General features: G+C 25.1%; 30 protein-coding genes and 1 other RNA gene. All 31 read right to left on the minus strand.

The annotated features are described in order from the left end of the window. Positions 1 to 2: 2 nt before the first annotated feature. The gene (ruvA, locus tag ASHG_RS02190; protein ID WP_040397232.1) at positions 3 to 596 is read right to left on the minus strand and encodes a Holliday junction branch migration protein RuvA; all 594 of its coding nucleotides are present in this window, start codon (positions 594 to 596) and stop codon (positions 3 to 5) included. Beyond that, positions 596 to 1,090, minus strand: a complete 495-nt coding sequence (ruvC, locus tag ASHG_RS02195) for a crossover junction endodeoxyribonuclease RuvC (RefSeq protein ID WP_040397236.1) — start codon at positions 1,088 to 1,090, stop codon at positions 596 to 598. The genes ruvA and ruvC overlap by 1 nt, the downstream gene beginning before the upstream one ends. Before the next feature lie 41 nt (positions 1,091 to 1,131). Next, positions 1,132 to 1,839 carry a hypothetical protein gene (locus tag ASHG_RS02200; protein WP_040397238.1) on the minus strand — a complete coding sequence of 236 codons (708 nt, stop codon included), beginning with the start codon at positions 1,837 to 1,839 and terminating at the stop codon, positions 1,132 to 1,134. 197 nt (positions 1,840 to 2,036) lie between these two features. After that, entirely contained in the window at positions 2,037 to 2,780 is a 744-nt protein-coding gene (locus ASHG_RS02205) for an HAD family hydrolase (protein ID WP_040397240.1), read from the minus strand. After that, entirely contained in the window at positions 2,767 to 3,120 is a 354-nt protein-coding gene (locus ASHG_RS02210) for a hypothetical protein (RefSeq protein ID WP_040397241.1), read from the minus strand. Before ASHG_RS02210 ends, ASHG_RS02205 begins: the two co-directional genes overlap by 14 nt. Before the next feature lie 13 nt (positions 3,121 to 3,133). Continuing rightward, positions 3,134 to 3,610, minus strand: a complete 477-nt coding sequence (locus ASHG_RS02215; RefSeq protein WP_040397242.1) for a metallophosphoesterase family protein — start codon at positions 3,608 to 3,610, stop codon at positions 3,134 to 3,136. Then, positions 3,591 to 4,196, minus strand: a complete 606-nt coding sequence (gene rdgB / locus ASHG_RS02220; RefSeq protein ID WP_040397243.1) for an RdgB/HAM1 family non-canonical purine NTP pyrophosphatase — start codon at positions 4,194 to 4,196, stop codon at positions 3,591 to 3,593. Before rdgB ends, ASHG_RS02215 begins: the two co-directional genes overlap by 20 nt. A gap of 56 nt (positions 4,197 to 4,252) precedes the next feature. Beyond that, entirely contained in the window at positions 4,253 to 5,719 is a 1,467-nt protein-coding gene (locus ASHG_RS02225; protein ID WP_040397244.1) for a hypothetical protein, read from the minus strand. 1 nt (position 5,720) lies between these two features. Continuing rightward, positions 5,721 to 6,569 (minus strand): HAMP domain-containing sensor histidine kinase, encoded by an 849-nt coding sequence (locus ASHG_RS09285; RefSeq protein ID WP_244264228.1) that lies wholly within the window; start codon positions 6,567 to 6,569, stop codon positions 5,721 to 5,723. Next, positions 6,484 to 7,080 (minus strand): cell wall metabolism sensor histidine kinase WalK, encoded by a 597-nt coding sequence (locus ASHG_RS09290; RefSeq protein WP_244264229.1) that lies wholly within the window; start codon positions 7,078 to 7,080, stop codon positions 6,484 to 6,486. Before ASHG_RS09290 ends, ASHG_RS09285 begins: the two co-directional genes overlap by 86 nt. Positions 7,081 to 7,139: 59 nt before the next feature. Then, the gene (locus ASHG_RS02235; protein WP_040397246.1) at positions 7,140 to 7,835 is read right to left on the minus strand and encodes a response regulator transcription factor; all 696 of its coding nucleotides are present in this window, start codon (positions 7,833 to 7,835) and stop codon (positions 7,140 to 7,142) included. Then, positions 7,828 to 8,727 (minus strand): ROK family protein, encoded by a 900-nt coding sequence (locus ASHG_RS02240; RefSeq protein WP_040397248.1) that lies wholly within the window; start codon positions 8,725 to 8,727, stop codon positions 7,828 to 7,830. Before ASHG_RS02240 ends, ASHG_RS02235 begins: the two co-directional genes overlap by 8 nt. Next, positions 8,720 to 10,348: a nucleoside kinase gene (locus ASHG_RS02245; RefSeq protein ID WP_040397249.1), complete on the minus strand. Its 1,629-nt coding sequence runs from the start codon at positions 10,346 to 10,348 to the stop codon at positions 8,720 to 8,722. Before ASHG_RS02245 ends, ASHG_RS02240 begins: the two co-directional genes overlap by 8 nt. After that, a complete protein-coding gene (locus ASHG_RS02250; RefSeq protein ID WP_040397251.1) occupies positions 10,332 to 11,288 on the minus strand; it encodes an RluA family pseudouridine synthase in 957 nt (318 codons plus the stop codon). The genes ASHG_RS02245 and ASHG_RS02250 overlap by 17 nt, the downstream gene beginning before the upstream one ends. A gap of 2 nt (positions 11,289 to 11,290) precedes the next feature. After that, a complete protein-coding gene (locus tag ASHG_RS02255) occupies positions 11,291 to 11,830 on the minus strand; it encodes a DUF6648 family protein (RefSeq protein ID WP_040397253.1) in 540 nt (179 codons plus the stop codon). 36 nt (positions 11,831 to 11,866) lie between these two features. Next, the gene (locus tag ASHG_RS02260) at positions 11,867 to 12,295 is read right to left on the minus strand and encodes an ATP-binding protein (RefSeq protein WP_040397254.1); all 429 of its coding nucleotides are present in this window, start codon (positions 12,293 to 12,295) and stop codon (positions 11,867 to 11,869) included. Continuing rightward, complete coding sequence (gene mnmL / locus ASHG_RS02265) at positions 12,292 to 13,248, minus strand: tRNA modification radical SAM protein MnmL/YtqA (protein ID WP_040397255.1); 957 nt, start codon at positions 13,246 to 13,248, stop codon at positions 12,292 to 12,294. Before mnmL ends, ASHG_RS02260 begins: the two co-directional genes overlap by 4 nt. Then, complete coding sequence (locus tag ASHG_RS02270) at positions 13,241 to 13,597, minus strand: DUF1292 domain-containing protein (RefSeq protein WP_040397256.1); 357 nt, start codon at positions 13,595 to 13,597, stop codon at positions 13,241 to 13,243. The genes mnmL and ASHG_RS02270 overlap by 8 nt, the downstream gene beginning before the upstream one ends. Positions 13,598 to 13,599: 2 nt before the next feature. Further along, positions 13,600 to 14,691 (minus strand): zinc-binding metallopeptidase family protein, encoded by a 1,092-nt coding sequence (locus tag ASHG_RS02275; RefSeq protein ID WP_244264230.1) that lies wholly within the window; start codon positions 14,689 to 14,691, stop codon positions 13,600 to 13,602. Positions 14,692 to 14,870: 179 nt separating this feature from the next. Further along, entirely contained in the window at positions 14,871 to 14,999 is a 129-nt protein-coding gene (locus ASHG_RS09465; RefSeq protein WP_262359288.1) for a hypothetical protein, read from the minus strand. 12 nt (positions 15,000 to 15,011) lie between these two features. Beyond that, positions 15,012 to 15,758, minus strand: a complete 747-nt coding sequence (locus ASHG_RS02280; RefSeq protein WP_040397258.1) for a peptidylprolyl isomerase — start codon at positions 15,756 to 15,758, stop codon at positions 15,012 to 15,014. Position 15,759: 1 nt separating this feature from the next. Next, entirely contained in the window at positions 15,760 to 16,566 is an 807-nt protein-coding gene (locus ASHG_RS02285; RefSeq protein WP_167320524.1) for a S1-like domain-containing RNA-binding protein, read from the minus strand. A gap of 14 nt (positions 16,567 to 16,580) precedes the next feature. Beyond that, a complete protein-coding gene (locus ASHG_RS02290) occupies positions 16,581 to 17,432 on the minus strand; it encodes a YitT family protein (protein WP_040397259.1) in 852 nt (283 codons plus the stop codon). 132 nt (positions 17,433 to 17,564) lie between these two features. After that, positions 17,565 to 18,473 carry a kanamycin kinase gene (locus tag ASHG_RS02295; protein WP_244264231.1) on the minus strand — a complete coding sequence of 303 codons (909 nt, stop codon included), beginning with the start codon at positions 18,471 to 18,473 and terminating at the stop codon, positions 17,565 to 17,567. Positions 18,474 to 18,484: 11 nt separating this feature from the next. After that, positions 18,485 to 20,194, minus strand: coding sequence for a phosphoenolpyruvate--protein phosphotransferase (gene ptsP / locus ASHG_RS02300; RefSeq protein WP_040397263.1), 1,710 nt, complete (start codon positions 20,192 to 20,194; stop codon positions 18,485 to 18,487). Positions 20,195 to 20,253: 59 nt separating this feature from the next. Beyond that, positions 20,254 to 20,514 carry an HPr family phosphocarrier protein gene (locus tag ASHG_RS02305; RefSeq protein ID WP_040397264.1) on the minus strand — a complete coding sequence of 87 codons (261 nt, stop codon included), beginning with the start codon at positions 20,512 to 20,514 and terminating at the stop codon, positions 20,254 to 20,256. Between the two features lie 56 nt (positions 20,515 to 20,570). After that, a complete protein-coding gene (locus ASHG_RS02310; protein WP_040397266.1) occupies positions 20,571 to 21,578 on the minus strand; it encodes a LacI family DNA-binding transcriptional regulator in 1,008 nt (335 codons plus the stop codon). Between the two features lie 49 nt (positions 21,579 to 21,627). After that, positions 21,628 to 22,071 (minus strand): DUF948 domain-containing protein, encoded by a 444-nt coding sequence (locus ASHG_RS02315; protein ID WP_040397267.1) that lies wholly within the window; start codon positions 22,069 to 22,071, stop codon positions 21,628 to 21,630. A 10-nt stretch (positions 22,072 to 22,081) separates the two neighbouring features. Further along, a complete protein-coding gene (locus ASHG_RS02320; RefSeq protein WP_040397269.1) occupies positions 22,082 to 22,657 on the minus strand; it encodes a YtxH domain-containing protein in 576 nt (191 codons plus the stop codon). 72 nt (positions 22,658 to 22,729) lie between these two features. Further along, positions 22,730 to 22,898: non-coding RNA, 6S RNA (ssrS, locus tag ASHG_RS08835), on the minus strand. Positions 22,899 to 22,940: 42 nt separating this feature from the next. Beyond that, positions 22,941 to 23,792, minus strand: coding sequence for an RluA family pseudouridine synthase (locus ASHG_RS02325; RefSeq protein WP_040397271.1), 852 nt, complete (start codon positions 23,790 to 23,792; stop codon positions 22,941 to 22,943). Positions 23,793 to 23,831 lie beyond the last annotated feature (39 nt).

The following is a 23,831-nucleotide window of genomic DNA, read 5'->3' on the forward strand; positions in this document are numbered from 1 at the left end:
CCCTAAATCATTCTCTTTAAAGCTTCTTTTATAATTTCTTCAAGGCTTAAGTCTGAATCTTTTAAAGTAGTTAGAACATTATCAATACTATTTCTTTGATAACCTAAGTTTATTAAGGCTTCTCTTGCTACATCAATCTCAGAGTTAGAACTTTTACTAGACTCTTCTAAAATTGATATATCATCATTAATAGCCATCTTCTTAACCTTATCCACAAGCTCAAGAATTATTCTTGAAGCAGTCTTCTTTCCTATTCCTTTAGCTTTTGTGAGAGTATCTATATCATTATTTACAATGGCAAGTTTAATCTTATCTACATTCAAAGTTGACAAAACTGCTATGGCATTTTTTGGTCCAATTGTTGATACACTTGTCAAAAGTTCAAATACTTCAAGTTCATCTTTTGATGAAAAACCAAATAAAGAAATATCATCCTCTCTAACATTCATTTTTGTAAAAATTTTAAATTCATTATTTATTTCTAATGTTTTTATAGTATTAAATGAAGAATTTATTAAATAACCTATATCATTATTTTCTATAACAAAATTTTCTTCGCCAATATATTTTATTTCACCTATTATATAACTTATCATTAATTCATCCTAAATTGTTCCTTAAATCTTTGACTAAATGCATGTGTGAGAGCAACTGCCAATGCATCTGCTGCATCATCTGGTTTTGGAATCTCACTTAAATTTAGTAAAGTTGTAATAGTTTGTTGCATTTGTTTTTTATTAGCCCTACCAAATCCAGTTATAGCTTGTTTTATTTGAAGTGGTGTGTACTCATAAATAGGTAAATTATTAATTTGCGCACATAAAACTTGGATTCCCCTTGCATGACCTACGGTAATAGCTGTTTTTACATTTTGATTAAAAAACAATTCTTCAATTGCAAACTCATCTGGATTATATTGCTTTATAATATCACTCAAATTTTCATATAAAATTTCTAGTCTTTTTGGAGTTTTTGTTTTAGATGATGTTGTAATCACTCCGTTTTCCAAAACATTATACCTGTTTCCATTAACTTCCAAAACTCCATAACCCATTATAGCAATTCCAGGATCTATACCTAAAATAATCATATTTTCCTTTCTAATCAAATTAAAAAAGGGCTTATTGCCCTTTAATGATACCTATTTATAACTTCTATGCAAAGCCCCTTCCAATAATAATCAGCATATACATCAATAGCTATATTGTAAAAAAGGCTTACTAACTTATCATTAATTTCCTTCGCCTGATTTATAGTAATATCTTCCGTATAAATCATATCCATATCAAATGCCAATTGTTTATTTGTATTTACATCTAAATTTAAAACTTTATACTTTAAATATGTATCTGAATACTTTTTTACATCTTTTCTAATATTAGCTATTAGATTTCTATCGTTATATATTTTTTTAATATATTTGTTTTTAGTTTCATAAACATATTTATTATCCTCTGTAAATATTTGATTTTCTTCAAATAAAAAAGAGTCCCCATAATAATTAATAGCACAGAACTCTAAGTCATCAATTAATTTTTTATCATTAAATGACTTGTTTTCACTTTTTATACTCAATAAAAATTCAAATTTATCAAGATCTTTTCCAATTGATTTATCTAAACTTCTAATAATCTGATCAATATCAGATAAGTACCAGAAATTCTTTTTTAGATTTTTTAAAATATATGATTTAACATAATATTTATTTTTATTAAAATTTCTAAAATTTTTGTTATCATACAATGACATCAATGTATTTAGTGATGAAATGTCATCATTAATTAAATAATCATATTCAAGTTTTTCAATTATTGGTTTTTTTTTCGCACTTGATGTCATATTTCCTATCCCTCTTTAATATTCTGTAAATAAATTTTAACATAAATTAAAATAAAATTATTTATGTTTATTTATGGATAAATAAAAATAGCTAAAAAATTCAGAAAAATTATTCAAATTTAATATGATTTTGAATAAAAGAAATCTGTTTTAGCTATTATAAAGTTTTCCATTTAATTTTATACATTTTAAAAAAATTAAAATTTATTGAATTTTACTTTTAAATCTGCTAGTGAAAAATTGTAATTCACATCTTTTCTTTCAATATGAATTGTTGTTTTATTTTTTAATCTTTCACAAGTATTAATTCTTTCTATTAGCTCAAAACTTGGATTTATTGCATGGGCGAATCCTACTTTTTCAAACATAGAATAATCTCCATTTGTATCTCCATATGCATGTGAATTCAACAAATCAATGTTATATTTTTCAGTTAAAAAATCTATAGATTTTTTCTTATTACCACTATCCCACATAGGATATATTTTCCCAGTAAATTTATTATTTTCATCAAATATATATTTAGTAGCTATAGTAAAATCTGCTCCATATATTTTAGCAAAATCATTTACCAAAAAATCAGGAGATCCTGAAATCACAAAGACCTTGTAGCCTTTCTTTTTATGATATTCTAAAGCATTCTTAGTTATTCTATAAACTTTATTCTTATTATTTTCAATTACTTTTTTTGCATAATAATTAATTGTTTCTTTATCTAAACCTTTTAAATTTTGTTGATATAGTAAAGACGCCTTATCTAAGTAATCTTCGTATGGTCCTTTTCTATTTTGATATTTTTGATACAATGGCTTTACATTTAATAGCCAATTTTCTTTATCTAAAATATTGTTTTCTGTTAATAAAAAATAATGTTCAATTAACAATGAATTTCTAAATAATGTTCCATCTATATCAAAAAAAGCCGCCTTACTTTTTTGCATTTTTTCTTACCTTTTTCTTATTATTAGTTTCACTAGAATTTTTTACATTTTCAATTAAATCTAAAATGATTCCGAAAAATATTCCTATTATTGAATTTGAAATTAAAATTACACCAATTAAGGCTAAATTTAAGCCAATCATTGAAGTTAAATTTAAAATTGCTATTATAGCAAATATTAAACCCGCAATTCCTATTATAAAAGACGGATAAAATTTTATAATTTTTCCATCACTATTACGGCTTACAATAAAAGTAACCCCAATAATTATAATTGATAAAATTGGTATAACCATTAATTTTGATATATTGTCTGCAACTAAGTTTATTAATCCTGCCATAATTTTTCCTTATTTAATCTAAATTTATTCTTTTTATTTTTAATCCTTTTTCTGTATCTATTATAACAAATCCAGCTTTATTATCTCTAGGTAAACTTGGAGATCCTGGATTTAATAAATATAAATCAAAATCTTTAAGATATTTATTACAGTAAGTATGTGTATGACCAAAAATAACAATATTACAATCATAGTCTATTGCTTTTTGAATAAGTAATTTATCTGTAAAATAAACATCTTCCTTATGTCCATGCACCAATAAAATATTATTATTTTCAATAGGTATGATTTGCTCAATCGGACTTTTATGATCACTATAATCATTATTCCCTTTTACTGTAATATAATTTACTCCGGTTAATTTTGATATATTAAATGCATCTTTTGTGAAATCTCCTGCATGAATCATAAAGTCTACTTTGTTATTATTAATATATTCACTTACTGAATAAATATCTCCGTGAGTGTCGCTAGTTACTAGAATTATCATTAAAGTCTTCTTTCAATAAAAATTCTTTAAATTTATTTAAAGCTATTGACCTATGACTATATAAATTCTTTTGTTCATCAGTCATTTGACCAAAAGTTTTATTTTTTTCTTTTACTTTAAAAATTTGATCATAACCAAATTCTTTATCGCCATATTCCTTATCACTTATTTCACCATCAATTTGTCCATCGAAATAATAATCATTACCATTTTGATCAATAAAACATATTGTTGTTTTAAAATAAGCATCTCTATTATTGACTCCCTTCAGTTCATATAATAGTTTATCTCTATTTTCTTTATCTGTAGGATTTTCACTAGCATATCTATGTGAATGAACACCTGGTTTTAAATCTAAAGCTTTTACAAATAATCCAGTATCATCTGCTAAGGTAGGTTCTTTAATTATATTATATAAAGTTTTTGCTTTTTTATATGCATTTTCTTTTAAAGTATTACCATTTTCTTCAACTTCAAAACTTTTTAGATCAAAATCTACTGTAGTATATACATCAAAATTATCACTTAAAATTTCTTTAATTTCTCTTACTTTATCTTGATTAGATGTTGCTAAAACTATTTTCATAATTACCTCTTTTAAATGTTATCAAAAATTACAAAGTTCAGTCAATATTTTTAGTATTAATGAATTATGATATTATTTTCATTAAATGATTTTTCCCATTTTTCAGCATAAGAACCAAGCCCTTGTTCAAACATAACAATTTGAGTAGAATTATTTAATTTTATAGAAAATTTTGGATTTGGGTCAATTAAGCCATTTTTTATGCTATAAAATAATATTTCATCTGGGCTTTGTACCGCTATATATTGACCATTAACTAACTCAAAATAATCTTTTGCTTGATTATTTATATTTTTTATTTGATCAACAGTAATATCTTTATTATTTTGACTTATAAAACTATTATTATAAGCCGTATCTATAGGAAAAGATTTTTGCTCAAGTGACCCATCATTTTCAATATTATAAGATGATTGCAGCTGCCACATTCCAAAATTTCTGATTAATCCAAAATTCGTATAATCATATGATAAATTCTCTTTTTTTGTAGACAAATTATTACTAACCTGATCATAAATCAAACCTTTAAATTGTTTTTCACTATCTTTATTGCCTGTAAAATCTGTGATATTTAAAAACGAATTAGATTTTAAGTCACCAGTTTTTACAACAGCGTATTTTGTAATTGGTAATTTATCATTGATTAGGTTATAATCGAATGAAATAAAATTTTCATTTACAAAATTAATTTTTAAATTAATTTTATTATTTTCTAAAATATATCTTTTTTTATTATCTTTCTTATTAATTTCTTTTTCTAATTTTACAGGATAAGCTTCGATATTATTGTAGCTTTTACTATTAATATCTGTTTCACATCTTAATCTCCAAAACTCCTGTTTATGCGGAAAAAAGATATGTTCAGATTTTTCAATCCTTGCCATTTTATCTGGTTCTAATCTTATACAATAAGTATAGTAGTAGTATTTTGGATTATTGGCATCTGTTTCTATTTTTTCTCTTACTCCAATTAGTACTGTTGTATCTTTTTCTACTTTTTCACCATTTTTTGTGGTTCTTTCTTTAGATGCTTTTTTTACGTATTTTTCAACGATTGATCTAGGTACAGATTTATTAACTTTTTTTAGCGTTATAGCGTAATCATCTTGTATGAATAGAATTTTTTTATTATTTAATATAATGAAATCTTTTGAATATAGTTGGCCTTGACTAGCAGATAAAATCTTTACATATTTATCAGAAGATTCATTAAATTCTATTGATCTACTTTCTAAATAGGATTTTAAATTTACAAATTTTGATGAGAATTTTGGAGGAAATGCATAGTCATTATTTAATGCTACAATATCATTATCAATATATAATTTATCATTTTTATTTATATTTAATGAATTGTTTTTACCTATTTTTCTAATTTCTGTTACTTTCCAAGTTCCCTTTAATATTGTCTCTTCTTGTTTGGGAGATTCTATTAACTCAGTCATATCTTCGGGACGACCAAAACTACAAGATGTAAGAATTAAAAATAAAATTATTAAAGATATTTTTTTTAATCTAATCATATTAATTTATCCTCGGTAAAACTACAGTAACTGATGTACCCTCTGTGTATTTGCTTTTTATGATAAGTTTTCCATCATGAGCTTTTACAATCTCCTCACAAATCGACAAACCTAAACCAGTTTGACTTTTTGATGAAGAACCTTTAAAAAATTTGCTTGATACAAAAGGTATTTCATCCTCTTTAATACCTTCACCGTCATCCTTAATTTCTATAACAACATTATCATCATCTTTTGTAATCATAAGATCAACATGACCATCCTTATCTGTAAATTTCATAGCGTTATCTATGATATTTATAAATACTTCCTTTATTCTATTTTTGTCACAATCAACAATAATATTGTCATAAGCAGTTTTAAATTCAAAATTAATTTTTTCATTTAAGCTTCTCGGATATAACTGATGGTAAACTTCTCTAACAATTTCAACTATATTCAAATTTTCTTTCTCATACTGGAATGATGATGAAGATAATCTTGAAAAGTTTAAAAGATCTTCTACCATTAATGATAGTCTTTCTCCTTCATTTTCAATAATTATTAAACCTTGGCTTAACATTTCTTCATTTTTTTGAATTTCTTTAGACTGTAAAGTTATAGCCCATCCTTTTATTGATGTGAGTGGTGTTCTCAATTCATGTGAAACAGATGATATAAAATCATTTTTCATATCTTCTCTTTTTACTATGTTCTCACTCATATAGTTAAGAGTTTGTCCTAATTCTGAGATTTCATTTTTTCCACTTTCGTTAGCTTTAACTTTAAAATCTCCCTGAGCTAATCTTTCGCCAACTTTTGTTAATTTTTTTATCGGTACAGTCCATTTTTTGGCCGCATAATATGACACAATTAAAGCAAAAAGATAAATAATTAATCCAAAAAAAAACGAATACAATCATTTGATTATTTACATTTTCCTTTACTTTCGATGTTGAAGATATTAATCTAAGAATTCCAATTTGTTTTTGATTATCACTTAATGGATAAGATAAGGCTATAACTTCCTCACCTGTTTTTTTATTCTTAATTTTTTGATAAGAATATTCACCTTTATTAGCATTATTAACATCTTGAGTCTTTATTTTTTTACCAATGTTGGAAGAGCCTTGTGAGTCAAATAAAACATTTGATGAATTATCAAGAATTTGAACTTGACTAATATTATCTCTATAAAAAGAATTCTTATCTCCTATAACTATTTCAGATAGATCATATCGAGATAAATAATTAGTGTATAAAACTTGATTATATTTAGCTTGATTTAGCATAGCCCCAACTAGAGCTGATTCATAATAATTTGTAATTGATCTATATGAAAATATTTCAAATCCAATTACTACAACCGTTACAAATATCATTATTATTTTCATAATGCTAAATATAATACTGTTAAATCTAAATTTTAAAAAATTATTTTTTATCTCCATCTATAGCCTGTTCCCCAAACTGTTTCAATATACTCAGGTTTAGCAGGATTTTCTTCTATTTTTGCTCTAATTCGTCTTATATTTACATCTACAATTTTAGTATCTGTACTATAATTATCTCCCCAAGTATCTTTCATTATTTCCATCCTACTCATAGCCTTACCCTTATTTAAAATGAAATTTTTTAATATCACAAACTCTGTTGGTGTTACATCTATTTCAATATTATTCTTATAAAAATTTCTAGAATATAGATCTAATTTAAATACTCCATCTTCTAATACCTTATCATTCTTTTCTTTTTTATCTTCTTCTGTAAAATTAACTCTCCTAATTAAAGATTTAACTCTTAATATTAATTCTTGAGGATTAAAAGGTTTGATTATATAATCATCACAACCTCTTTCTAAACCAAGAATTTTATCAATATCTTGACTTTTTGCTGAAACCATTATAATTCCAGCTTTTGGATATTTTTTTCTAATAGTATCACATACCTCATATCCACTTATACCTGGTAGCATAATATCTAATATAAAAACAGAAGGTTGTTGTTCATCTGCTAAATTTAGTGCTTCTTCTCCAGTTCCCGCCTCAACTATATCAAATCCAGCATATTCAAGATTTATTTTCATAAATTGTCTAATATGATCTTCATCATCACAAATCAATATTTTATTACTCATTTTTTAACCTTTCCATTGCAATTCTACCTGCACCAATCACACCAGCATCATTTAAGTATTTAGCAGGTTTAATTTTTATTTTTTCAGATAAATGACAGTAATTATCGAAATTTTCTAAAACTTCTTTCCACCAATAATCTTTGGAATTTATAACTCCGCCGCCAATTATTATAAGCTCAGGATCAAATATATTTCTTAAACTTGTTAAAAACCAAGCTAAATCACTTGTAAATCTATCAATGACTTTCTTAGCATTATCATCTGTTTTTACTAGTTTAAAAATTTCTTGACCCTCTAATTTATTTCTAGTAAGTTCTTCATAATGTCTAACAATTGCTGTACCACTACAATAACTTTCTGCACAACCACTTTGCCCACAAGTACAATACTCACCATTTGGGTGAAGAATTAAATGTCCAAGTTCTGCTCCTTGAAAATTACTTCCTGATAATAGTCCCATTTTTTTATTATATACAGCTCCACCAAGTCCTGTACCAATGGTAATCATTACTATATCATTAAAACCCTTACCAGAACCCAACCATTTTTCACAAACCAAGGCAATGTTAGCATCATTTTCTATAAAGACTGGTAAAGATGATCTTTTTTCTATTTCTTTTTTTAAATTAAGACCTGTCCAACCATCAATATTTCCAGCAAAAGTAACAATTCCATTTTCTGAATCTATAAAGCCAGGGGTACCCACTCCAACAGCTTTTATATCATCTGTTTTTAAAAAATCAATGATTTTTGAAATATTATCTAAAACTTTATCTTTTCCTTCTCTAGCACAAGTTTCAAGTCTGTATGTCTTTAATATTTCACCTTTCTCATCGATAACTGCACCTTGAATTTTTGTTCCACCTATATCTAAGCCAATTGTTTTAGTCATTATCATCTCCTATAAATTCTCTTAGTATTGAATTATCATCAATAACTTTTGTATCTTTCATATTAACAAAATACGATAAAATATTTTTTAACCTATCTACTATATAAAAATATCTAGAATCATTTGAAACTTGATTTAAACATTCCATTGCATATTTTTTTAGAGCATTATATTCATAAATTAAAGATGAATCCACATAAAAATCTGCTCTATTTTGATATGGGAATATATATCTTTCTTCACCATATTTTACTTTATCCCACGATTTTAATGTATCTAAAGTATTATATCCTCTATATTTATTATCTCTTACAATTCTTCTAATTAGTCTTGTCTCAGTTGAAGAAATTCTATTTGTTGAATCAATATTAATACTTGTTAATACAGAAACATAAATCTTATATTTATTTTTTTCTGGAATATAGTCAGTAAGTTTTGGATTAAGAGCATGAATTCCTTCAATAATTAATACAGTATTTTCTTTCATCGTAATTTTTTTATTTGATAAAGTTCTAATCCCTTTAATAAAATTAAATGAAGGTAAAATAACCTCTTTACCTTCTAGAAGATTTAGTAAATCTTCATTCAAAGAATTTAAATCTATTGCATCAATACTTTCATAATCTTTATTTCCATTAGTATCAAGTGGAGTTTTATCTCTATCTACGAAATAATCATCAGTAGAAATTACAAAAGCATCTTTTCCTAAAACTGCAAGTTGAATTGCCAGTTTTTTAGCAGTGGTTGTTTTTCCTGAAGAAGATGGTCCAGCAAGCATTACTATGTTCATATCATTACTAATAATATCTTTAGCACATTTACTTAATTGGTTATTGTAGTATGTCTCATTTACATTTATCAAACTTTCTATTTTATTACTTCTTACCAAGTTATTTAAATCACTTGCATAATTTATTCCTAATAAATTTGTCCATCTTTTTGATCTTTCATAAATTTTAGGTATATTAACTTGTTCTTTAAAGTCTAATAATTTGGAATCCTTATCTTTCTTAAAGTTGATTAATATCCCAGGATAATAATAAATTAAATCAAAATCTTCTATCCATGATGATTTTGGACATAAAAAATTGGTAAAAGAAAAACACTCTCCCAAAATTTTATAAATTCCTATACCATCTGTATATATACTCTTTAGCAAATTATATTTATCTAATTGGTTGCTATTTTTAAAGATTTTTAAAGCCTCATCTTTTGTATAAAATTCTCTAAAAAATGGAATATCTTTTTTTATGATATTATTCATTTCATTTTTTATTTTTGATAAATCATTATGTAAAACTTTAAAGCCATCAATTGATAAATATAAACAATTATTTACAGAATATTCAACATTTACTTTAACATTTTTATAAATTTCTTTAATTGCCAATATACATACTAAAGCAATACTTGATTCATAGCTAAGATTTGAAATGTGACTTGATTTATCTATAAGTAAAATTTCATCATTAGGTGAGATTTTATAATTTAGATCTTTAATTTTGCCATTTATATTTGAAAGTATATATTTTTTATAAGATTTAGGATACAATTCCCTAACTAATTCATGTAAAATTTCTTTATCAGTATTTATAAATTCCTTATTAATTGAAACCTTCATTAAATACTTCCTTTTTTAACCTATTAATTTCTTTAACTTGTTTTGAGATAAAAATTTTATTTTCTAAATAATCTAAACTTTTAATTTTCCCAAATTCTAACTTATAAGCAAGTAAAGCTTGACTATTAAGTTTTATCTTATTGTAATCTATGTTTGATTTTCTGTATTTTCTATCCCCAATAATAGGTGTAGAGTTTTTGTGTAAAGAATATCTAATTTGGTGAGTTTTTCCTGTTATTAATTCACATTCAAGTAGAGTAAAATTATTTTTACTTTCAAGAGGATGAAAATTTGTAATTATTCTTTTTCCATCTTTATTTTCTTTTACCATATTTTTATTTTTATATTTACTAATATTAGTATCAACTGTAAAATCTTTTTTTATTTCACCTTCTACTATAGTCAAGTAATATTTATTTATTTTTCTTTGTTTAATTGCTCCATTTAAAGCTCTTAAGGAATTAGCATTCTTTGCACCAATAATAAGTCCTGCTGTATTTCTATCAAGTCTATTTACTATACTTGGCCTAAATGTTAAATCTCTACTATTTACTTTGTTTGTCTTGTATAAGTATGAAGTCATTTGGTCAACCAAATTTTTCCCATAGTCACTTGAACTTGCAGCATGAGATAAAACTCCAGATTTTTTATCTATTATTATAATATTCTCATCTTCATAAAGTATATCAAGATTAAAATCACTTGGTTTAGAATCTTCTTTTCTAACCCATTTTTGGTAGTCTTCATCTTTAATGTACATCTTTATAATGTCATCTTTTTTTACAAAATCATCTTTTTTTGCTCTTTTATCATTTATTTTAAAATTTTTCTTCCTTATATTTTTTTGAATTATTGACAAGGGAGCATTTTTTAAATATTTTCTCAAAAATCTATCAAATCTTTGATTTGAATCATTTTCATTTATTTTAACTTCTATCATATTTAATATGACTTATTAACGTAAGAATCTATCATTGAAACTTTTGCCTCTTCTAAAAAACATTTTTTTTCCTGAAGTTTTTTCAATAGATTTTTATTTTTAGAATGTAGAATTAATTTATCATAATCTTTAATATATATTTCAAAAATCTCACCAGTTAATCTTTTAGATTTTAATTTTATATAATATGCTTCTATATCTTTATAGTCTATCAATTCTAATAGTTTTTCAGTAGCTATATCTTTTAGATAATAATAGTTTTCCCTATTATTTATTTCTTGTTTATATCTTTTCTTCTTTTTAGATATTAAATTTAATGCTATTTGGTTAGATCTTTTTGCCATAATATTATAATATTGATAATTATAGACAGCTTCTAAAACTGTAGAAATATTTGAAAATGGTTTTAAATCTAGTTTGACCAAATATTCATAATTTATATTTAAAAATTCATTCTTACAGATTTTTTTCTCAGTTAATAAATCAATACTTTCCTTTCTCCACTTATTGAAAGTTTCTAATTTTTTTACTTCATCTAACATAATATCAAAAAACCGTCTCAATGAGACGGCTTAAATTTAGTCTAATAATTTTGTTTCGTGAATTTCTGCATCAAGAGATTCAGGTATATCACTTGCTTTACAATCTAAGCCAAGATAGATATCAACCTTGCATTCATTAGAAAGTTTAGTTAAGCTATCTGAAAGTTTCTCAATATTTTCACTATTTATATCAACTATGTCATAAATACCATCAATATAAATTTTTCCAATATCGTAATCTCTTGCTAATATTCCAGCTATAAAACCTCTAAAAGATTCTACAGAATCGATAAAGAAATCTGATGCATCAATTAATCTTACAGCATGATCTAATGAATAAATTTGTTCATTATCACTATCTACAAATACTATATTTGCATTTCCCTTACCTTTTTCATCATTAGCTTGGTCAATTAACCATTTTGTTTTTCCACTTCCTGAAGGTCCTAATACTAAATAAATCATTTCATCTCTCCCTTTAATTTTTTATATTCTTTTAAAGTGCTAAGGTCACCTTGAAGAATATTATTTTCGTTCATATACTTAATTATTTCATCTCTTATCATCCACCAAGAAGTATCCCAGTTACAAAAAACTGAATCTTCTTTTGGAGCTCTACCAACTATCCTTTGAATTGCTATATCTTTATTTATGTGTCTTAAAAATAAAATGACATTTTTTTGATAATCTTCCTTTGAACAGATATTAAATTCATTATTTTTATACATTTTTTCAAGCTTTGTATTTTTAATTATAAATAATGAATGAATTTTAACTTCCTTTATACCAAGAACATTAATAATTCTAGCAGTTTCAATTATATCTTGTTCATCATCCCACGGTAGTGATAATATGACATGTGTACAAATTCTAAATCTATATTCATTAATCATATTACAAGCTTTGATAAAGTCTGCTAAATCCTCACATCTATTTAAAATTTTTAAAGTTTTATAATTAGCAGTCTGTAAACCTAGTTCTATAATTATATCTTTTCCAGTTTTTTCTGAAAATTCTTTCAAAAATTCTAGCCTCTTGTAAGTAATACAATCGCTTCTAGTTGATATGGAAATTGCATCTATATATTCTTTATCACAAGCTTCTATAACATCTACAAATTTATCATACTCCATATAAGTGTTTGAAAAATTTTGAAAATAAGCTATAAACTTTTTTGCTTTATATCTATTACCTATATAATTTTTATTAGTCTCTAATTGCTTGTCAACTGTCATGGACGATGGTAAATTTTCAAAACTACCACCACTTTCAGAACAAAATATACATCCTAGATTACTTCTTTCTCCATCTCTATTTGGACAAGTTATAGATAATTTAATAGGTAATTTATATACTTTTTCTCCATATTTAGTTTTATAATAATCTGATATAGGAAAATACGGTAAATTCCTATTCATCAATATCCCTATTTTCTATATCATCTTCATATTCATTTACAATTTTATCAATTGTATCATAATCCCAATAATGTGAAAATAGATGATATATTTCATCTAATTGCTCTTCATCTTCTAAAGAATTCAACTTAATTTCTCCAGTTTCTTCATTATCTAATTTATATAATAGTATGATTAATTCACTATTTTCAGAATCTACTAAAGCTATATAATCTTCTCCGTCAACTGAAAATATATCTATTAGATAACACTCACTAGGAACTTCACCAAGTTGTAATTCAATTATTGCTTTTCCTTCGTTCTTCTCAAATTCAATTTCATGACCATGAATTTCTATTTTTTTTGACATTTTTACTCCAAACTTCTATCTAGTCTAAATAAAACTTCTTTTATTAAAGAAAATGTTTTTAAAATATCTTTAAAATCACTGGTAGATTTTTTTATATCTACTTGTTTATATTTTACCCCAATTGATATCATATTAACATCAAATTTATAAAAAATTAAGTTACAATCTAAAGAATATTGTGTTTTTATTATCTTTATGTTGGATTTAAATAAATAATCATATGCATTTTTAAATACTTTTGCTAAATAATTATTTTTATTTTGCCATGATGGAATCATTAACCTATTTGTAAATTTACCTTTATTTACATTACAAGCTAATTTTGTTTTTTCAATCATTTGTTGTAAACTATCCTCTGATAATGATCTAAAAATCATAACAATATTCAATTTATTACTTGATGTAGTTGATTTTGCTAAAGTTGAAGATGATATTGTTGTTTTTGTATTGCTATCTACAGAAAATGTTCCATTCATAGCTAATTCTACAAACGATGAAATATGATTAAAAGATTCTTGAGTCATTGGGTAAAATTTAGTTTCTTCTATTTTTTCAATCTCAAATTTTAAATTTGGTTCTATGCGTAGATTAGTTGATAAATACTCACTTACAATTAATTTAAATACATCTAATAAATCATTCTCAAATTCTTTTTTACATACAAGATCAACATAACTTATGTATGGATTATTATCAAATCTTGTACCACCTCTAATTTCTATTACATCTAGATCTACTTTAGACTTAATTTTTCTTAAAAATGTCATTAACATCTTAGTAGAATTATTAAAGAAATTATTTATTTCCGAAGTAATATTGTTACCAAGTACATCATTTAAACTTATTCTATAAAAATAGTTTTGTTCCAAAAAGTTTTTTTCATTTATTTCCATTCTTTCAATTGGTATTTCAATAGTACTTAATGTATAAGAAGCAAAACTTTCTGCTATACAATTTGACTCATTAAGATTTAAATTTATTATATTATTTGATCTAATTACTGACCTAAGTTTGTTAAAATCTCTATTATATTCATTAAAATGATTATTTGTAAGTAATATATCAAAACTATCTAAACCATCTTCTAAAAGCAATATAATTGAGATAAGTCCACTTATCTCAATTATATTAATATTAGTTTCTATTTCAGATTTTTGCTCACCTATTAATTTTATATAAGATGATGAGTTGATTTTATCACTAATATTTAGATGTAAAACTGCTTTTGGATTTTCATTTTTTATATAATAGCAATCATTAATTAATGAAATTTTTAATTTTTTTCTTTTGCTTTTGATAAAACAAATTTTATTAGTGATTTATTATCATCAATAACTTTTATATATTCACTTAAATCTCTAGTTATAGATTTTAATTTATGATGATAGTTCGAATTGTCCATACAAAATTCCTTTTAGTAATATTTTTTTACATCTACCTTTTCTTTTATTTTATTAGTTTTTTCTAAATATTTTTCTTGTCTTTTAATCATTAATAAGGTGTCATGAATCTTATCTTTTATTTCATCAAATTCTGGTAAGTGAGCATCATGAGTGTGATCAAGTTTAATTATATGATAACCAAATTGAGTTTTTACAGGTTCTGAAATCTCACCTTCTTTTAATTTATCAAGAGCTTGTTCAAACTCTTTTACCATTGCTCCTTGTGGAAATTCTCCTAAATCCCCACCTTTACTAGCTTTATCTGTTGAATATTTATCTGCTGCTTTTTCAAATTCTAATCCAGAATTTATTTCTTCTAATACTTTGTTTGCTTCGTCTTCACTTTCAACTAAAATATGACTAGCCTTATAAGTTTTTGGTTGTTCTATAACTTCTTTATTGTTATCATAATATTCTTTTAATTCATCATCGCTTACTTTTATATCCTTAAATAGTAAGTGCATAGAATAATTCTTTAACATATTTTCTTTAGTTAGCTCTAGTTGATCTATAAATTCTTTATCTTGATCAAGTTTATTATCGATTGCATCTATATACATTAACTCTTGATTAACAAGTTCATCTGCAATTTGATGTATTCCTTGAGGATTTAAAAATTGTTGTCCTCCTTGCATTTGTGTTATAAAGCTAACTACATCTTTTTGATTAATTTTTTTTCCGTTTACTTCTGCTAAAATATCATTTTGTTTATCTGTCATTTTATCTCTCCAATAGTTCTATTTTTTTAGGATAAATCCTAATATATTTTTCTTTATAAAGTCTACCAATTGCTCTTTTATAAGCTGATTTTGAAAAACCAAATGTTTTATAAATTTTTTCTGGCGATGATTTATCACCTAAATATATAACACCATCATTCTCTTCTAAATAATATAAGACCTTTTTACTATCATCATCTATTTCTAAATAAGATCTTTTTCTATTTGATAATTCTATTTTCCCATCAGTTTTAACTTCTTTAACTCTTAATTTTAAGAGCTCACCTTCAATATGAACTCCTTTTAGCTCATTTATTCTTATTAAAGAATCATATTGATTATTAATAGCAACAAAGGCTCCTATATGTTTATTTATAGAATATATCCTGCCTTCAACAGTATCATTTTCCTTAAAATTATGCTCATTTGATAAAAGATTTCTAATTTTACTTGTTAATAAGGGCATATTTTCATTATCAAAATAAACTGCAACTGGATAAGTCATATCCTTAATGATTCTATAAGTTTTTTCACTAGATGGCATTAATAACTTTATCTTGTCCTGAAATAGAAAATATGCACCATTTTTTTTAACATCTATACAAGTCATGCTATAAATTTTATTAGCTTCTAAGTTTATATTTCTGCTAGCTCTTAAAGTATTATTTTTATCATAATAAATATAAGTTTCTATTTCATCACCTTGCTTAAATTCCATAATTTCATTTTTATCGATTGAAGCATTACCAAATTTTGTTTTAATGTATGCTTTATTTTTATTGAATCTTTTTATTTTTAACTTATTTATAAAATCACTCCTACTTAATTTAAAATATCATATGTAAAACCTTCACCCAAAACTTCAGAAATTGTATGTGTAAATACAAATGCATTCTTATCTATTTTTAAAATATCATCCTTAATAGGTATATATTTCCTAAAAGGTACAACTGTTAGAAGTATATCTCTTTTTCTATGAGAATATCCTCCCTCAGATTTATACAAGCTAACTCCTCTTCTATATTTATTTAGAATCATTGAATTAATTTCATCACTGTAGTCACTAATGATTGTAATGGCTATTTTTCTTCCTAGTCCTTGAATAAAGTAGTTAAAGCCAAAAGACTGTATTATTACAGACAAAACTGCATACATAGCCATTTCTATCCCAAATTCTTTAACAGCCATTACTACAACCAAAAAATCTATAGAAAATAAGCATTTTGCTAGAGCTATATTAAAATATTTATTTACAATAGCAGCAATTATATCTGTTCCTCCCGAAGATGAGTTATTAAAAAATATTTTACTTAAAGCATAAGATACTATACCTGATCCAAACAAAATATTTATTATTGTATCATTTGAAAATATTGTATTTGGAAAAAATTTTTCAAAGTACATTAGACTTAAAGATATAACTGTTGCGGACAGAACTGATTTACTACCAAATTCTTTTCCCATTAATATAAAAGCCAAAATAAATAGAATTAAATTCAAAAATAATGACCATTGTCCAACAGTAAAAAAAGAAAACCACTTTGAAAATATTAGTGAAATTCCTGTTACACCACCTGAAGCTATATTATGTTGCACTAGAAAAAAATACATTCCAAAAGCTATTAATATTGAATTAAAAATAATATTAATAGCTTTAATAATTTTACCACCCATTGCACTTATTTCCTTATAATAGTATTTATTTAAATTTTATCATATTTTATTATTACACACAATTGTATGTTAAATTATAAAAGATAGGAAATATAAAAGGCTAAGAAACAGACTTTCCTAGCCTTTTTCAAATCACCTTGCCCAAGAAGGTATAATTTCTGAAAAATTATCATACATATTTAATATTTCTTCTATTTCAAAGTCACTTAAATATGATTTTTTATTATCTCTTATATCTACCAGAGATTCTAGTATAAAATATGCCTGGTAAAAACTCAACAGTCTATAAAATTTTCTGGAAATCACGTCATTTTGATGATAAGAATCAATAACTCCCTTTGAAAATTCTGGATGTTTAATAGCTATTTTATTAATGTTAACAAAATCACTAACACCATCTCCTACTTTAATTTCTTTTAATCCACGTATATCAATTTCGCCCTCGTTGAAAATTCTAATGTTTTTAAAGCTAATATTTTGATATAGTGAATTTGAAGTTGTATTTTTGCAAATATATTTATTTGAAATTAAATAATCTACTAGTATATAATCATTATTCTGATTGACTTTATTCAATCCATGTCTATACAACAGAAAATTAACTTTTGTATCTATAGACTTATACCAATCAACTTCATCTTTTTTATCTATTTTTTTTATATGAATATTTTTAAGTATTCTCCCAAATTTAGATCCTATAGCATACGCTCTTTCTTTGCTAACTTTGTCCAAATATTCACCTAGAGACATTTCATTTCTATATTCAAATATTTTATATGATTTATTTATATCTGGCATAATTCCAATTTCATATAAATCTAATGTATCAAGCAAATCTATACTTTTTAAATAATTATTAATGATTTCTTCTTTTTTTAAATTTTCATAGTCATTTATATTGTAAAGGCCCAATACATATGATTTATTTACAATCTGAACTCGTAATTTATTTGAAGAAATTTCTTCTATTAAAGTAATTTTGTCGAATTTATCATTAAAAAATTTACTTCTTTTAATGATATCAAGAGGTTCATTATTCATATTTTTAACCATTAATTATGCTTTTCAACAGATTCCTTAACTTCTTCAACATCTTCTAAATCAAGAACTGTTAATGCAAATTTTTCTTCATTTTCAAAGTTAGAATTTCTTATTATATCTTTAACTTTAGGTAATTTTGAAGCTGATCCTGAGAATTCATCCAATCCAAGCCCCAATAATAATTTTGTAGCTTTTGTATCAGACGCAAATTGTCCACACATTCCTGTCCATTTTCCAGCTTTGTGACTTTCATCAATAACGTGTTTAATTGACCTAATTACAGCTGGATTAAAGTTATCATAAATATCTGAAATATTTTCATTACCCCTATCACAAGCAAGAGTATATTGAGTTAAATCATTAGTTCCAATAGAGAAGAAATCAGAATATTTTATTAGTTTATCAGCCATTATTATAGATGCAGATGTTTCAACCATTATTCCAAGATCAATATCCTTATTATAAGCTATTCCTTCTTTATCAAGATCTTTTTTCAATTCTTCAAGGATTATTCTTGTTTGCTTTATTTCATCTGTAGAAATTACAAAAGGAAGCATTATTTTTAAATTACCATAAGCTGATGCTCTCAGTAAAGCTCTTAATTGATCTTTAAAAATATCTTGATGATCTAGGCAAAATCTTATAGCCCTATAGCCTAAAAATGGATTTTCTTCTTCAGCAAAATCATAATAGTCAAGGCCCTTATCTCCACCAATATCCAAAGTTCTAACTACTAAAGGCTTTTCTCCAAGCATTTGAGTAGCTTTTTTATAAACTTCAAATTGTTCTTCTTCTGTAGGGAAGTGATCATTTTCCATATATAAAAATTCAGTTCTAAATAGTCCAACTCCATCACAGCCATGTTCTATTGCAACTTCTAGGTCAGCAATATTTCCAATATTAGCAGAAACTTCACAAACTTTTCCATCTAATGTTTTTGCTTCAAGATTTTTAACTTTTTCTAGTCTTTGTCTTTCTTCATTTTCTTTTTCAATTTTCACTTGATATTCTTTAACTTCATCTTCTGAAGGATTTATTATTAGTACACCTTGGTTTCCATCTATAATAGCTAATTCGTCTCCATTAATTTTTGTTGAAATATCTTGCATTCCAACTAAGGCCGGAATATCTAAATTTTGAGCAATTATAGATACGTGAGAGGTCTTTCCACCAAGATCTGTTGCAAAGGCTAAAACTTTTTCCTTATCCATATTTGATGTATCTGAAGGTGTTAATTCTTTAGAAATAACAATACATTCTTCATCCAATTTTGATAAATCTTTTGGAACTATATTTTTAATCTTACATAAAACTTGAAATCCAATATCTTTATAATCATCAGCTCTTTCCTTTAAGTATTCGTCATCAAGAGCTGACATAACCATAACCATTTGATCAACAGTTTCACTGGTAGCTAGTTCTGCATTTTTATTGTCATTTTGAATTTTTTCTTTAATTGTATCTGAGAAATATGGATCTTGTAAAAGTTCTTTATGAGCTCTAACTATATTTAAAACTTCTTCATTTTTTTCATTATTTTCTTTGTACTCTAAATCATTAAAGTAAGAATTAATAGCTTCATCTACTTTTTTTAAATGAAGATCCTTTTCATCATCTTGAATGCTTAATTTATCAATAACTAATTCTTCTTTATTAAATAAAAAAAGTTTACCTATAGCTACTCCATTAGAAGCTATAATACCTTTTAATTTATCTGACATTTTCAAATTCCTTTCTAAATTATAAAAATATAGGGGTACAAGAAGTACCCCTTAATTAATTATTCTGATAAGTTATCAATAAAATCAGCTAATTTATCTGCAAATGCTTCTTCGTCTTCTCCTTCAACAACAATACCAATTTCAGTACCTTTTGAAATTCCAAGACTCATTACATTAAATATGCTCTTAGCGTTAGCTTCTTTGCCATCTTTAACTAATTTTACATCACCAGGATAATTTTTAACGAATTGAACTAATGATGCAGCTGGTCTTGCATGTAGACCTGTTTCGTTAGTAACAACAATTTTTCTTTCTGCCATAATTGCCTCCTAAATTATTATACTATTATTTTAACATTTAAATAAGTTACATTCAACTAATGCTTTTTTGTACTATCTCTTTCTATTAACTGAGCATCTAGAATCCAATTGTTCTCGAGAATATCCTCTTCTCCTCTAATTCTTTTGATTAATGCTCTAATTCCAATAGCTCCTATATCATAGTTAGGGATAGAAACTGTAGTTAGTTTTGGCCTATATACTCTTGATATTTCAAAATCACCAAATCCAACAACTGAATAATCATCTGGTATTTTTATACCATTATCTAAGCAATAAGATATAAATCCTACTGCAGTTTGATCATTATAAAAGCTTATAGCACTTATATTTTCGCTTTTAGCTTGAGAAATAACTTCTTCTCCTATATTATACCCATCATCACTATTTTTTCCATCAGCTTCTATAATAATAGATTTTAAATTATTTTCTTTTATAAATTTTTCATATCCATTAATTTTTGTATCTGTTAAATAGTTATGATTTTTTAATGTAACATAAGCTATATTTTCATGCCCTTGTTCGTATAAATGTTTAATTAGCTCATATTGTTCTTTTTCATAATCTATTTTTACTGTATTAATTTTTTTGAAATCATGTAATTTGTCTAATAATAAAAATGGTATTTTATTATCTCTTAATTTTACTAATATTTCTGCAGATATGTCTTCACTTATAACTACAATTCCTTCAACTTGTTTTGTTGATAAAAATTCTATAGCATTTTCCAAAGCATTATCATCACCATAAGTACTTGAAAGAATAATATCATATTTATAGAGGTGTCCAATTTCTTCTACTCCCCTAATTAATTGTGCCATATATTCGATACCAATATCTTCAACTATAACACCAATTAGATTAGATTTTTTCATTACTAAACTTCTAGCAAGTTGATTTGGTTTAAAGTCAAGTTTATTGATAGCATCTAAAACTTTTTTTCTAGCCTCTGGGCTTACAGGTTTTGAATCATTCATTACTCTTGAAACTGTTGATATTGATACACCTGCAAGTTTTGCAACATCTTTAATTGTTGGTTGTGCCATATATGCTCCTTTCTATAAAACATAAATAAAGGCCATCATCATTGATGGCCTATCTTCCTGATATTACACTCTTTACAATGTCAAAAACATCCATTATTAATGAAGCATAATCATTTATTGAAGCTATTCCTTCTCCAAATGTATCAGTTGTATCTACTACACTTTCCCCAAAATAATTAACTGTGTCCTTTACATCAACAGTAATATCACTTACGTTAGAGATAGCTAGATTTGCATTTGATATAGCCATCTTTAAATTAGGATCAGAAACTAATTCGTTAACATTATCTACTAAAATATTAGCTTGATCAACAAGTGCTGGTAGTTTATTAATTACTCCATCCAAATTATCCTCATTTTTATCAACGATTTTTTGAATGGAATCTACTAATCCTGAAGCTTTTTTCAAGAATAAAGCTAAAAATATTATAGCGATGATGCCTACTAATAATAAGATAATATCAGCTATTAATCTTAAATTTATTGTAACCATTATCTACTCCTTATTTATTTTTTCTATCTTCAGCTCTTTTAACTTCTCCAGCTTTCTTTTTAGTATCCTTGGTTACATCTTTTACTTCTTCTTTGCCTTCTCTTACGTCCTTAGCTGCATCTTTTGCACCGTCTTTTGCAGCATCTTTAACATCTTTGGCATCTTCTTTTAATTTTTGCGCTTCATCTTTAACGTCTTTTGCGTTATCTTTTAAATTTCCTTTTGTTTTTTCAGCTGTATCTCTTACAACTTTTTTACCTTCTTCAAAACCTTCTTCAATTGGTTGTAATTCTGTATATGCTCTATCTTTAAAGTCTACATAAGAATCTTTAGCGTTTTCAATCAAATCATTAGTTGTATCTTTTACTTGATTTACAGTGCTATCTACAGAATCTTTAATATCTTTTCTTAAATCTTTTCCTGATTTTGGAGCTAAAAATAAACCAGCAGCAACACCTGCTAATGCACCAACCAAAGCTCCTTGAGCTCTCATTCTGCTATCATGATTTTTAACTTTCCAAATTTCATATTTAATTTCTCTTTGTTTTCTTTGTGCTTTACTTTCAATATAATCAGCTATACTCATTTCAACTCTCCTTAATTTTTATTTTATATAATTAATTTGTACCCATAATTCAAGTAAAATTAACATAGGTTTAAAAAATCCAAGGCGGTCCTTTTATTTAATACCTTCGCGTTTGTGAAGGTGGGTTTGCTGTTTAAAATTTCTGACTTCCACTCAAAGGAGGCTTGTCATCAAAGTCAAAACTCCGCAATCCCTTATAAATGTTGTAGGTTTAAATTTGGACCTTTCTCCTTGGAATATATTCATTATATATCATGAAAAGCATAATTGCAAATTAGTTATACTATCTTAAAACACTTGAATTTAAATGCTTATAAAAATCAGGTTTGGATAATATCGTTATTTTCTTTTGATCTCTAAATCTTTTAAATTTTACTCTATATGAATGTAATAAAAATCTATCCAGTTCATATTTTGATCCGTATAACTCATCGCCGATAATTGGATGATTTAAATTGGATAAACTTAATCTAATTTGATGAGTTTTGCCAGTGTAAATTTTACAATACATTAAAGTTAAATTTCCATAATTTTTTAAATTTTTAAAGTAAGTCTTTATATAATCTCCTTCATTATCAACTTTCATCTTTTTACTTACTTCATCATATTTAATAAATAGATTGTAGTAATTATTTATAATCAAGTTTCCTTCAACTATAGCCAGGTATTCTTTATCAAATCCATTTTTTTCAATTAGTTTTTGATAATAAGCCTGAGCATAGGGATTTTTTGCCACCAACATAATTCCAGAAGTATTCATGTCAAGTCTATTTATTAGTCTTATCTGAGATTTTATATTATTTTCTTTAAAATAATAAGCTATATAATTTGAAAGGTTTTCTTGATTTTTAGAATTTACGGTTAGCTTATGTGGTTTTTCAACTGCTAAAATATCATCATCCTCATACAGAATTTTAATTTTTTTATTTACAGGTTCATAATTTAAATTTTCATTTTTTATTATGATTTTTATCACATCTTCTGGTTTTAAATTAATATTTTTTCTAATTTTTTTATCATTTAATAAAATAGAATCTTTAATAATTTTTCTATACGCTCTGTTTGAAATATTTTTATTTTTCATAAATTGATTTAATTTTATGTATTCATTAACTTTAAACTCTATATTTCTCATTTTTACCTCGTAGCTTTTTTTATGTTATAATTAATTATA

This window comes from Anaerococcus senegalensis JC48 (assembly GCF_000321005.1).
GTDB lineage: Bacteria > Bacillota > Clostridia > Tissierellales > Peptoniphilaceae > Anaerococcus > Anaerococcus senegalensis.